This is a genomic window from Streptomyces sp. NPDC017520 (genome assembly GCF_044329855.1).
Classification (GTDB): Bacteria; Actinomycetota; Actinomycetes; order Streptomycetales; family Streptomycetaceae; genus Streptomyces.
In genome coordinates, this window is the sequence record NZ_JBIRKB010000020.1 from 48,704 (window position 1) to 61,334 (window position 12,631).

7 protein-coding genes and 1 pseudogene are annotated in these 12,631 nt (G+C 70.3%); all 8 read right to left on the reverse strand.

Annotated features, from left to right (window positions below; genetic code table 11):
• Positions 1-121: 121 nt before the first annotated feature.
• Positions 122-4,411 carry a discoidin domain-containing protein gene (locus tag ACH4KB_RS32790; protein ID WP_398069864.1) on the reverse strand — a complete coding sequence of 1,430 codons (4,290 nt, stop codon included), beginning with the start codon at positions 4,409-4,411 and terminating at the stop codon, positions 122-124.
• 251 nt (positions 4,412-4,662) lie between these two features.
• The gene (locus ACH4KB_RS32795) at positions 4,663-5,853 is read right to left on the reverse strand and encodes a S8 family peptidase (protein WP_398069866.1); all 1,191 of its coding nucleotides are present in this window, start codon (positions 5,851-5,853) and stop codon (positions 4,663-4,665) included.
• A 99-nt stretch (positions 5,854-5,952) separates the two neighbouring features.
• Positions 5,953-7,083, reverse strand: a pseudogene (locus tag ACH4KB_RS32800) (type III polyketide synthase); the annotation flags it as partial.
• Positions 7,084-7,105: 22 nt separating this feature from the next.
• Positions 7,106-8,338, reverse strand: a complete 1,233-nt coding sequence (locus ACH4KB_RS32805; protein WP_398069868.1) for a cytochrome P450 — start codon at positions 8,336-8,338, stop codon at positions 7,106-7,108.
• Between the two features lie 147 nt (positions 8,339-8,485).
• Positions 8,486-9,325, reverse strand: coding sequence for an ABC transporter ATP-binding protein (locus tag ACH4KB_RS32810; protein ID WP_398069870.1), 840 nt, complete (start codon positions 9,323-9,325; stop codon positions 8,486-8,488).
• Positions 9,322-10,374 (reverse strand): FecCD family ABC transporter permease, encoded by a 1,053-nt coding sequence (locus ACH4KB_RS32815; RefSeq protein ID WP_398069872.1) that lies wholly within the window; start codon positions 10,372-10,374, stop codon positions 9,322-9,324. Before ACH4KB_RS32815 ends, ACH4KB_RS32810 begins: the two co-directional genes overlap by 4 nt.
• Positions 10,371-11,411: a FecCD family ABC transporter permease gene (locus tag ACH4KB_RS32820; RefSeq protein WP_398069874.1), complete on the reverse strand. Its 1,041-nt coding sequence runs from the start codon at positions 11,409-11,411 to the stop codon at positions 10,371-10,373. The genes ACH4KB_RS32815 and ACH4KB_RS32820 overlap by 4 nt, the downstream gene beginning before the upstream one ends.
• The gene (locus ACH4KB_RS32825) at positions 11,408-12,439 is read right to left on the reverse strand and encodes an iron-siderophore ABC transporter substrate-binding protein (protein ID WP_398069876.1); all 1,032 of its coding nucleotides are present in this window, start codon (positions 12,437-12,439) and stop codon (positions 11,408-11,410) included. The genes ACH4KB_RS32820 and ACH4KB_RS32825 overlap by 4 nt, the downstream gene beginning before the upstream one ends.
• Between the last annotated feature and the right edge of the window lie 192 nt (positions 12,440-12,631).

Genomic DNA, 12,631 nt, shown 5'->3' on the forward strand with positions numbered 1-12,631 from the left:
GCAAGACTAGCGTAAGCAACGCAAACAATTGACTTATCAATGCAAGGATTGCATGCAAAAGGGGCGCCTTCCTGTCATCGGGAGGCGCCCCCTCGCCGGTGACCGCGGCCTCTCCTCCCGGCTACGGGTTGGTGATGATCTTGAAGGTGGAGGTGGTGTTCCTGACGTCCTGGGCGTTGTCGCTGAGCTTCAGGCCGTTGAAGGTGACCTCGCCGACGGCGGGCCCCTGCCCGGCCTCCGGCATCTCGTTGGCCCACAGCCCGAACCCGGACTTGGCGTCGAAGGCGTCACCGCTCTTGCGCGCGCCCGAGATGGACACGTCGGTGAGCACGGTGTCCTTGATCGGGAACTGGGGCTGTCCGCCTACGTAGTTCGTCTGGAACATGATCCCGCTGTAGGTGGGATCGACGATGTCCACGTTGGTGACGCGGATGCCCTGGAACACCTTGGACGCCGAGAACAGCCAGATGCCGGGGAAGGTCTGCGATCCCCAGAAATGACCGCCCGCGCGCACGATCGAGACGTTCTCGATCGTCGTCGGTCCGGTCCCGAACCCGTTCATCGGGTAGCCGAAGTCCAGGGAGCTGACCGTGATCCCGGCGTACACCAGGGTGTCGGCGATGTGGATGTTGCGGAAGGTGTTGTCGTAACCGCCGTAGACGGCGACGCCCGCCGCGCGCCAGGTGAGGATCGAGGTCAGGTTCTCGTAGACGTTGTTCTTCATGTCCGCTCCCCCGGCGTCGATCGCCGAGAAGAGCGCGAAGCTGTCGTCGCCGGTGGCCCGTGCCTCGTTGTTGGTCACCAGGTTGTCGGTGGACCCGTTGGTCATGTTGACGCCGTCGGCGAACATGTTGCGGATCCGGGAGTTCTTGATGGTCACTCTGTCGGTGTTGGCACCCCAGTAGAGGCACACCATGTGCTCGTTCCAGATGTTGTCGATCACGATGTCCGACACGCCTGAGAAGTCGAACACCTTGCCCGGTCCGTCGATCCGGGACGTGTAGTTGCCGAAGTACGCGAAGTTCGCGAACGAGGACCCCTTGGCACTGGCCTCGGCCCGGAAGCCGATATCGGTGTTGTCCTGGGTGGAAGGGGCGTTGAAGCGGGTGTACCAGGGACCCGCGCCAACCACCTTGACGGCCTTGCCGTAGACCTGGAACTTACTGGCCGTGCTGTACTCCCCCGCCGGGAGGTAGACACCCACGAGGGCGCCCGTGGTGTCCATGCGGACCTTGTCCAGGGCGTTCTGGACGTCCTGGTGGGTGAAGCCGGCCGGCACGGTGTACGTGGCGGGGTCCGGGTTGGCGACCGGGGCGACCTGCTCCAGGTTGATGAAGTCGATCGCGTACGTGGTGGTGTTGGCGGTGTCCTTCTGGAGCCGGATCTTGGAGCCCGCCGGGATGGTCCTGCCCAGCATCGTATTCGCCTCGTCGTAGATGTGACGGGGCGCCCCGGAGCCCGGGGAGTTGCCGGGAGCGGCCTCGTTCCCGTACAGCCAGGCGTACTTGGAGGTGAGGTCGATCGCCTTGAGGAGGACGCCGTCCACGTAGAGGTTCAGGGTGGAGTCGATGCCGCCGCCGCCCGGGGCGTCGGGGATGGAGAACCGGGTGACCAGGGTGTTGGTGGCGGCCCGGGTGGTGAACTCGACGGAGTCGCCGGTCCGGTCGAGGGTGACGGCCTTGCGTCCCGAGGCCTCGCCCGCGATGTCGCCGACCGTCCGGTTGGGGCCGACGACCTTCGCGCCGCCGCCGGCCGTACCGTCCTCCGCCTCGTACATGTCGTACGGCATGTTGGCGCCGCGTCCGACGAAGAGCGCCTGGGTGGAGGTGTTGTTCTCGCGCTTGACCGGGAGTTCGTTGGCGTCGGCCGCGATCACGGTCCGCATGGTGTACGAGCCGTTGGCGGCGGTCCAGGAGCCGAGCGCGACCGGCGCGGTGGTGGCTCCCGCCGCGATGGCCCCGGTGTGGCTGCCGGTGAGCGTCTTCACCGTGGCGCCCTTGCTGTCGACGAGCGTCAGGGTGATGCCGTGGGCGCCGGCGGCCGAGGCCACCGTGCCCTGGTTCTTCAGCGCGACGGAGAAGGTGACCGTCTCACCGGCGGACGCGGCCGAGGGAGAGGTGGTGACCGCCGAGGCCACCAGGTCGGAGCTGGAGACCGGCTTCACGACCAGCGGGGAGGTGCTGGTGAAGCCGTTGTTGGTCTCGTTCTGCTCGATGACCTCGCCTGCCGGGTCGGCGACCGCGCTCAGCACGTAACTGCCCGCGTTCCGGGCCCCGATGGAGGCGTCGACCTGGGTGGAGGCGCCCGCCGCCAGTGCGCCGACGGAGGCGGTGGCGACCTTGGTGCCGCCGAGGCGCAGCTCGACCTTGCTGGCCGGGGCGGCGAGCGCGCCGGCGTTGCGGACGGTCGCGGTCAGGGTGACCTCGTCCGTCTCGACCGGTGCGGCGGGTGCGGCGGCGATGCCGGTGACCTGGAGGTCCGGGTTGGCCGCCGGAGCGCCCAGGACCTGGAACTCCGCGACCTGCCCGGCTCCGGAGCCGCTGTTGGCGGTGAACTTCAGCTGGACGTCCGCGACGCGCGCGGAGACCGGGATGGTCACCGTGTTGCCGGACGCCGGGTTGAAGGCGTAATCCCTGGCGGCCGACAGGGAGTTGAAGGAGGAGGAGCTCTGCTCCCGGCCGAGGACCTCGATGCGCTGCGTGCGCGGCCCCCAGCTGTGGTCGGGGTTGAGTTTGACGACGACGTTCGCGGTGTCGGCGTTGGAGCCGAGCTTCACGGTGAGGGTGTTCGGGTAACTGCCGCCCGCGCCCTCCCAGTAGGTGGAGGTGCTGTTGTCGTTGGCGTTCTCCGCGACGTAGGTGTGGACCACGGAGGAGGCGGTGATCGGCTTGTTCACGGCGAGGTTGGAGTCCGAGCCGCTCTGCCCGTTGCGGGTGACGGTGTTGCTGTCACCGGATACGTTGCCCGCCGCGTCCTTGGCCCGCACGACGTAACTGACCGTGGTGGACGTCGGCTGGGTGTCGGTGTACGTCAGCACGTTTCCGGCGACGCTGCCGCGCAGCACGTTGTTGGCGTAGACGTCGTAGCCGGTCACGCCCTTGTTGTCGGTGGACGCTCCCCAGGTCAGCTTGACCGAGCCGCCGGAGGGCTCGGTGTACGCCAGCGCGGAGGGGGCGGTGGGGGCCTGGGTGTCACCGGTGTCGCCGCGCCGGGTGACGGTGGCGCTGTTGGCCGAGACGTTGCCCGCCGCGTCCTTGGCGCGGACGAAGTAGCTGACGTCCTGCCCGGCCGGCCGGGTGTCGGTGTAGGTGGTGACGTCGCCCGCGACGCTGGTCAGCAGGGTGTTGTTCGCGTAGACGTCGTAGCCGGTGACGCCCTTGTCGTCCGTGGAGCCCTGCCACGTCAGCCGGATCTGCCCGGTGGCGGGCTCGGTGAACGCCAGGCCGGCCGGTGCGGTCGGGGCCTGTGTGTCGCCGGTGGTGGGGCCGTAGATCTCCAGTTCCGCCAACTGCGCTGCCTGCGCACCGCTGTTGGCGGTGATCAGCACACGGACGTACCGGGTGGTCGTGGCGTCGAAGGTGATCGTCGCCGACTGTCCCCCCGCCGCGTCGAAGCGGTACGCCTTGGACGCGGTGAGGTCGGCGAAGTCCGTGCCGTTCGCGCTGCCCTGGAGCTTCAGCGTCTGACTGCGCGCGGCCCAGCCGTCGGGCAGTCGCAGGACCACCCGGTCCACACCGAGCGAACCGCCCAGGTCCGCCTGGATCCACTGCGGGAACTGGTCGTCGCCGCCGGCCCAGTAGCTGTCCCGGTTGCCGTCGTTGGCGTTGGCCGGAGCCCGGGATCCGCTGCCGCTGCTCGCGGTGAGGGTCTTGCCCGCGGCGAGGTCGGCCGACGAGTCACCGGCGCCCCGGACCTCCAGCTCGGAGAGCTGCGCGGCCGGCCAGCCGGTGTTGGCGGTGATGTCGACGCGTACGAAGCGGGTCAGCGTGGCCGGGAACGCGATGGTGACCTCGTTCGCCGCCCCCGGGGCGAAGGTGTACGTCGCGGTGTTCTTCAGGGTGGCGAAGCTGGTGCCGTCCGCGCTGCCCTGGAGGGACAGCGTCTGGGTGCGGGTCTCCCAGCCCGCCGGCAGGGTCAGCTTCACCTCGTCGACGCGGGCGCCCGCGCCCAGGTCCGTCTGGACCCACTGGGGCAGTCCGCCTCCCGCGCTCTCCCAGTACGTGGACCGGTTGCCGTCGGTGATGTTGGACGCGCCGTACTCGGCATGGGCACTGCTCGCGGCCGCGGCCCGGCCCGCGGCGAGGTTGGGGCCGTCGGCCGCCGCCGCGGCGAGCGACGGTACGCCGATCATCAGAAGACTCGTGGTGACCAAGGCGGATATCGCCCGCCATCTCCAGCGTCTGGCTCTCATAGCTCCCCGATCTTCGGCCTCGGCGCAGGGTGCGTCGAGGGCGCGGCTCTGTGACCGCAGCCAGGGAACACGTGTTTCTGCATGCGCTGCGGCCTGTTTTGCGTTGTGCCGTCAGAGAGTTGCAGAGAAATGAGAGGTCGTCCACTGTTCCGACAACAGCCGGGTGGCCGGGCCGGGGAGCGGATCCCGTCGCGCGGTCACCGCTCCCCCACCCCGTGGACAAGTCGCCGGTCCGGCCACCCGACGGTTTGTCAGAGGCCGCCGGTGTACAGCAGCAGGTCGGGCGAGCCCTGACCGAGAGCGGAGAGCACGTCCGGGGTGGCCGTGTCCGCCAGCCACCGGGAGACGGCGGCGGGAGAGGCCGAGGGGTTCTCCTCCTTGTAGAGCGCCGCGACACCCGCGACGTGCGGGCTGGCCATGGAGGTGCCGTTCAGCGAGACGGTGCCGCCGCCGAGGCGGGCGGAGACGATGTCGGCGCCGGGGGCGTAGAGCGAGAGACAGGAGCCCCAGTTGCTGAAGGAGGTCTCCCGGTCCTGCCGGTCACTCGCCCCGACGGTGAACACACCGTCCGCGCCGGCCGGCGAGACGTCACAGGCGTCCCGGTCGTCGTTGCCCGCGGCCACGACGGGCAGCACGCCCGCGTCGGCGACCGCCTCGACCGCGGCGTCGACGGCCGTGGAGCGGTCGCCGCCGAGCGAGGCGTTCAGCACGGCGGGGACACCGCCGCGCTCGGCGTCCTTGGCGACCCAGTCGAACCCGGCGAGGATGCCGGCCCAGGTGCCCCGGCCCTCGCAGTCGAGGACGCGTACGTTGACCAGCGAGGCGTCCTTCGCCACGCCGGACACCGCGCCGCCCACCGTGCCCGCCACATGCGTGCCGTGTCCGTTGCAGTCCATGCCGGCGCGGCCGTCCCCGACGGCGTCGTACCCGTTGACGACCCGGCCGCCGAATTCACTGTGCGCGGCGTCGATCCCGGTGTCGACGACGTACGCCTTCACCCCCTTGCCGGTGGCCGTGGTGGTGAAGGTGTCGTCCAGCGGCAGGGCGCGCTGGTCGATACGGTCGGTGCCCCAGCCGGCCGCGGGCGCTCGCAGCAGGTTCGCGGCGGTGGGCGCGGGAACGGTCACCTCGGCGTTCTCCTCGACGGCGAGGACGCCGGGAACGGCCCGGACCGCCTCAAGTTCGGCGGCGGTGAGCGCGGCGGCGAAGCCGTGCAGAGCGCTTCCGTAACGGAACAACGGGTCGAGCCCGAACTCCCGCAGGACGGTGTCCGGCGAGAGTTCGGGCTTCAGGGTGACGATGTACTGCCCGGGTACGGCCCGGGTGGACTGCTCCACCAGAACCCCTTCCGGTCCGCTGTCGGCCGAGGCCGTGGCGGGTGCGCCGATCAGCGGTGCGATCAGCAGCAGGGCGGCCGTGGCCCATCGGGCGGGCAGGCGCATGCGTTCTCCTAGAGGTGGGGATCCGGTCACGGAGCAAGTGCGTCCGCGCATCACGAACACCCGTTCCTTCGTCCCCGCCCGTCGGTCGCCTTAGCCGGTTCAGCCGGACAGCGCAACGCCCGCGGTCAGCTCCAGCTCGCCGAGGTCGTGTCCGACGTCCGCCCGCAGTTCGTCCTTGGCCCAACTGCCCACGGCCACTTCGGCGGTGATGCCGGGCCCGAAGCCGGCGATGAGCCCCTGCGCGGACTCGGCGGCCCCGCCGTCGTCGAAGAGCCGCGCCAGTGCGTCGAAGACGACGGAGCTGGCGATGTTGCCGCGTTCGGTGAGGGTGGCCCGGCTGTAGCGGAACATCTCGGGCGGCAGGTCCAGGAAGTGGCAGAGGTCGTCCAGGATGCGCGGTCCGCCCGCGTGGACGATGAAGAAGTCCATGTTGGGGACGGACCAGCCGTGCAGGTCGACCAGGTCCAGGAGCACCGGGGCGAGCATCTCCATGGTGCCCGGGACCCGCTTGTCCAGCTGGAAGTGGAACCCGGTGTCGCGGACGGCGTAGGAGATCCAGTCCTCGGTGTCGGGCACCAGGTGGGAGCCGTTGCGCTCCAGGCGCATGCCGGTCCCGCCCTGCCCCCGTACGACGGCGGCGGAGAGGGCGTCGCCGAAGAGACCGTTGGAGAGCAGCGAGCCGACCCCGATGTCGGTGGGCTGGTAGCACAGCGAGCAGAACTCGCAGGAGACGATGAGGACGTTGGACTCGGGGTAGGCCAGGCAGAAGTCGTGCGCTCGGTTGATCGCCGCGCCGCCCGCCGCGCAGCCGAGCTGGGCGATGGGCAGTTGGCGGGTCTCGGGTCTGAAGCCCATGCTGTTGATGATCCACGCGGTCAGCGAGGGCATCATGAAGCCCGTGCAGGAGACGTAGACGATCAGGTCGATCTGGGACGGGTCGGTGTCGGCGTTGGCGAGCGCCTGCCGGACGACTTCGGGGACCCGGGTCTTGGCCTCGGCCTCGTACACCTGGTTGCGGGCCTCGAAACCGGGGTGCCGCAGCGTCTTCTCGATGGGCTGCACGAGGTGCCGGGTCTGGACGCCGGTGTTCCGGATGAGCCTCAGGACGAGCTCGCGCTGCGGGTGCCCGGCGTGGGTCTCCCGGGCCAGGTCGAGGGTCTGCTGCATCGTGATGACGTGCTCGGGCACAGCGATGGCCGGTCGGCACAGGGTCGCCATGGGTTCTCCTCGTTCTCTGGAGCGAAGGCCCTCGTCACCATGTGACGGGCAGGGCGAGCGGGTAACGCCAGATGGACGTCGTGTTCCACGAGACGTCCGCCGGCGGCACGTCCAGACGCAGGGCCGGGAAGCGGGTCAGCAGCGTGGAGAAGGCCACTTCCAGTTCCATGGTGGCCAGCGGTGCGCCCAGGCAGTGGTGGGCGCCCCAGCCGAACGTCATGTGGGGGATGGTCGGCCGGTCGGGATCCAGCTCGTCGGGACGGTCGAACTTGGCGGAGTCCCGGTTGGCCGTCAGGTAGGACACGTGCACCACGTCGCCGGCCTTGATGAGGACTCCGGAGAGCTCCACGTCCTCCAGCGCGATGCGCGGGATGCCGACGCCCTTGCGGAAGGGGATGTGGCGCAGCAGCTCCTCCAGGGTGCGGGGCAGCCGCTGCGGTTCGGCCCGGAGGGACCGCATGAGGTCCGGGCGGGTGAGCAGGGTGTAGGCGATGTTGCCGAGCTGGTAGGTCGTGGTGTCCTGGCCGGTGATGAGCAGGACCATCGCCATGACGGCCAGCTCGTCGTCGTCCAGCAGTTCGTCGCCGTCCCTGGCGGTGGCCAGGGTGCTGATGAGGTCCTCGCCCGGGGAGCGGCGTCGCTCCGCGGTCAGCTCCTGGAAGTAGCCACGCAGCTCCGCCTTGGCGCGTACCGCGTCCTCCTTGCCCGCGGCCCCGACGTTCATCATGGTCATGGCGTGGGCGCGGAGCCAGGGGCGGTCGGCCTCGGGGATGTCGAGTGCCTCGCAGATGGTGATCAGCGGCAGCGGCGCGGAGACCCGGGCGACGAAGTCGGCCGGTGCGCCCTCCTCCTCCATCTCGTCCAGCAGCCGGTCCACCACGCGCTGGGTCCCGCCGCGCATCTGCTCGACGCGACGCGGGGTGAAGCTCTTGGCGACCAGGCCCCGCAGCCGGCTGCTGGCGGGCGGGTCCATGAGGTTGATGGACTCCGCCTGCACGATCGGTTCCGGTGTCATCCGGGGGAAGTCACGGCCGAGGACGGCGCTGCGGCTGAACCGCCGGTCGGTGGTGACCGTCCGGACGTCCTCGTAGCGGGTGACCAGCCAGGCCTCGCCCTCTCCGTACGCCATACGGATGCGGGACACCGGCTCCTCGGTCAGCAATTGCCTGAGCTGGGGGTCGAACTCCAGCTGCTGCGCGTAGTCGAACGGACAGTTCCGGACGGTTTCCTTGTTCTGCACCGAGTTCTGCACCGAGGTGTTCTCCACCGAGGTTCTCCCCATGACCGCTTCGACGAAAAGGGCGAGTGCCGGACCGGGGCCCGGCGCCCGACCTACCCTGTGTGCCCCGTCACTCTTCGAAACATGTCAGTGACACACGGCAGTCAGCCGATCAGGGGGCGTACGCCCCCGCGTTCACGCGGTCGCCTCCCCGGCGGTCAGTGCCTCGGCCCGGTCCACGACGTGGTGGCGGCCGATCGGGAGCATCAGGGGGCGGCCCGACACGGGGTCCTCGATGATGCGGCTGTCGAGGTCGAACACCACCCGTACGGTCTCCTCCGTCAGCACGTCGGCCGGGGTGCCGGACGCGTGGAGCTTGCCGTCGGCCAGTGCGATCAGGTGGTCCGCGTACCGGGCGGCGAGGTTGAGGTCGTGCAGGACCATCACGATGGTGGTGCCGCGCGAGCGGTTCAGGTCGGTCAGCAGGTCGAGGACCTCGATCTGGTGGCTGGCGTCGAGGAAGGTGGTCGGCTCGTCGAGCAGCAGCAGATCGGTCTGCTGGGCGAGGGCCATCGCGATCCAGACGCGCTGGCGCTGGCCGCCGGAGAGTTCGTCCACCGCGCGCTCGGCGAGCGGTTCGGTGTGGGTGGCCTCCAGGGCGGCGGCCACGGCGGCGTCGTCCTTCTCGTTCCAGCGGGAGAAGACCGACTGGTGCGGGTGGCGGCCGCGGCCGACGAGGTCGGAGACGGTGATGCCCTCGGGGGCGACGGGCGACTGCGGCAGCAGGCCGAGGGTGCGGGCCAGTTCCTTGGCGGGCAGCCGGTGCACCTCCTTGCCGTCCAGGACGACGCGGCCGGCCCGGGGGGCGAGCAGCCGGGACATGGAACGCAGCAGCGTCGACTTGCCGCAGGCGTTGGCGCCGACGATCACGGTGATCCGGCCTGGCGGTACGGCCAGGTCGAGGGAGTCGACGACGGTGCGGTCGCCGTAGCCGAGAGTGAGTCCTTCGGCGGTCAGTCGGTGGTGCGTGGTCATAGCGAGCCTCCCGCCCGGTTGGTGCGGATGATCAGGTAGACGAGGTAGGGGGCTCCGAGGACGCCGGTGACGACGCCGACCGGGTAGCGCTCGCCGAAGGCGAACTGGCCGGTGAAGTCGGCGACGAGGACGAGCAGCGAGCCGACGAGTCCGGCGGGCACCAGCAGGGAGCCGCCCGCCCCGGTGATCCGGGCCGCGATGGGTCCGGAGAGGAACGCCACGAACGCGATGGGGCCGGCCGCCGCCGTGGCGAAGGCGATCAGCCCGACGGCGGCGACGATCAGCGTGATCCGGGTGCGCTCCACGCGTACGCCGAGGGCGGCGGCGGTGTCGTCGCCGAGCTGGAGCGCGGAGAGGTTACGGGCCTGGCCCAGCAGCAGCGGGGTGAGGACGGCCGCCGCGACGAGGGCGGGGACGACCTGGTCCCAGGTGGCTCCGTTGAGGCTGCCGGTCAGCCAGCGCATCGCCTCCTGGAGGTCCCATTCGGCGGCCCCGGACAGGACGTAGGAGGTGATGCTGTCGAGCATCGCGGAGATCCCGATGCCGATCAGGATGAGCCGGGTGCCGACGACGCCGCCCTTGAAGGCCAGGGAGTACACCAGCAGGGCGATCCCGAGGCCGGCGGCGATGGCGAGGACGGAGACCTGGACCTCGCCGAGCGAGAGGGTCACGATGGCGATGGCCGCGGCGGCGCTCGCCCCGGAGCTGATGCCGATGATGTCGGGGCTGGCGAGCGGGTTGCGGAGCATCGTCTGGAAGGTGACCCCGGCCAGGCCGAAGCTGAATCCGGCCACCAGCGCGAGGACCGCGCGGGGCAGCCGCAGCCGGCCCACCGTGAACGACGCGCCCGGCACCTGCTCCCCGAGAATCACCCGGAACACGTCTCCGGGCGGGTAGAAGGTCCGGCCTGCCATGAGCGTCACGGCGAACGCGGCGAGGACGAGGACCATCAGCGCCAGGACGACCCGGCGGCGGCGCGATGCGCCGCGCAGGCGACGGCGGGTGGCGGCCTCGACGGACGACGGCCGGGTGAGGACAGGGGCGCTCACAGGGCACGTACCTTCTGTCGGCGGACGATGTAGATGAAGAAGGGGGCCCCGATCAGTGCGGTCACGATGCCGACGTCGACCTCCGAGGGGCGTGCCACGATCCGGCCGACGACGTCGGCGGCGGTGAGCAGGACCGCGCCGAGCACGGCCGAGAGCGGCAGGAGCCAGCGGTGGTCGACGCCGACGAGCAGCCGGCAGGTGTGCGGGACGACGAGGCCGACGAAGCCGATCGGCCCGGCGACGGCGGTGGCCGCGCCGCAGAGCAGCACGGCGCCGAGGGCGGCCACGGCGCGTGCCACGGCGACCCGTTCACCGAGGCCTGCCGCCAGCTCGTCGCCGAGTGCCAGCGAGTTGAGGGCGCGGGCCGAGAGCAGGCAGACGGCGAAGCCGACCGCGAGGAACGGCATGATCTGGCCGATGCGTTCGAAGGACGCGCCGCCGACGCCGCCGATCTGCCAGAGCTTGAAGCTTCCGGCGATGTCGTTGCGCGGCAGGATGACCGCGCTGACGAGGGAAGCGAAGGCCGCGGACGTGGCGGCTCCGGCGAGTGCCAGCTTGAGGGGGGTCGCCCCTCCTCTGCCGAGGGTTCCCACGGTGTAGACGAACAGGGCGGCGAGGGCCGCGCCCAGGACGGCGGTCCAGACGTATCCGGTCGGCGAGGTGAGCCCGAAGAACGCGACCGCTGTGACGACGGCGAGGGACGCCCCCATGTTGACGCCGAGGATGCCCGGGTCGGCCAGCGGGTTACGGGTCACGCCCTGCATCACGCCGCCCGCGAGGCCGAGTGCGGCGCCGATGACGACGGCAAGGACGGTACGGGGGATCCGCTTCGTCGCCGCCGCCCGGCCCAGGGTGTCGTCCGCGCCGCCGAGCGCCGCGACGACGTCGGACCAGGGGACGTCGCGGGAGCCGATGGCGACGGACGCGACCATGACCGCGGCCAGGGCGAGTACGGAGAGGAGGATCCACAGCAGGCGCACGCCCGCCGGACGCCTGGTGACGACGTCCGGCGGGGTGCGGGTGTCGGGCTCGGTCACTTGACCTTGTCCGCGGCCTTGGCGAGGGCGGCGGCGTAGTCGTCCAGCACGTAGCTGATCGACAGCGGCGTCGGGTTCGCGGCCGTGGCCAGCGGGCTGGTGCCGGGCAGGAGGTAGACGGAGCCGCGCTCGACGGCGGGGATCTTCGAGAGCAGCGGGTCCTTGGTGACCGTCTTCAGCAGCTCGCCGGTGTCGTCGCCGTAGCCGGTGATGATGTCGACGTCGTCGAACGCGTCGACCTGCTCGGCGCTCTTGGTGAGGGCGAACTTCTTCGTGCCCTCGGACGCCTTCGCGATGGACCCGGGGATCTTCATGCCGAGGTCCTGGAAGAACTGTGTGCGGGTGTCGTGGGCGGTGTAGAAGCCGACCTGGCTGACGTCGTTGGGGTCGACGTGCGTCATGAACATCGCCGACTTGCCCTTGAGCTGCGGGTACTTCGCCGCGGTCTTCGCTATGTCTCCGTCGAGCTTCTTGATCAGCTTCTCGCCCTGATCGGCCAGCCCGATCGCCGTGCTGTTCGTCCGGATGATCTCGCGCCACGGCGTCGCCCAGGCGGCGTCCGGGTAGGCGACGACGGGGGCGATCTCGCTGAGGGTCTCGTAGTCCTTCTTGGTCAGACCCGAGTACGCGGCCAGGATGACGTCCGGCTTCGTGTCCGCCACGGCCTCGAAGTCGATGCCGTCGGTCTCGTCGAAGAGCACCGGGGTCTTCGCCTTCAGCTCGTCGAGCCTCTCCTCGACCCAGGGCAGCACGCCGTCGTCGTTGTCGTCGCCGAAGTTGGCCGCGGCCATGCCGACGGGCACGACGCCGAGCGCGAGCGGCACTTCATGGTTGGCCCAGTTGACGGTCGCGACGCGCTTCGGCTTCGCCGGGATCGTGGTCTTGCCCAGGGCGTGCTCGACGGTCATGGGGAACCCGCCGGAACGGCTTTCGTCGTCCTTGTTCCCGGCGTCGGAGGTCCCGCCGCAGGCGGAGACGCCGACGAGGGCGGCCGCCACGACGAGCAGGCGGAGGCGGTGTGAAGACATGCTTGTGTACCCGGCTTTCCGGATGTCGGGGTGCCGCTTCTCGCACGTTGGGGCGTGCGCGACCGTCATGGATCGGTGCGCGGCACGTGCGTCATCGGCTTAGGTAAGGCTTGCCTTCGCACTTTATGAGACTCGGCCCGACTGTCGCAATCAACCGTTTAGGACAGGCCCTGTAGCGATACGGACATGGCG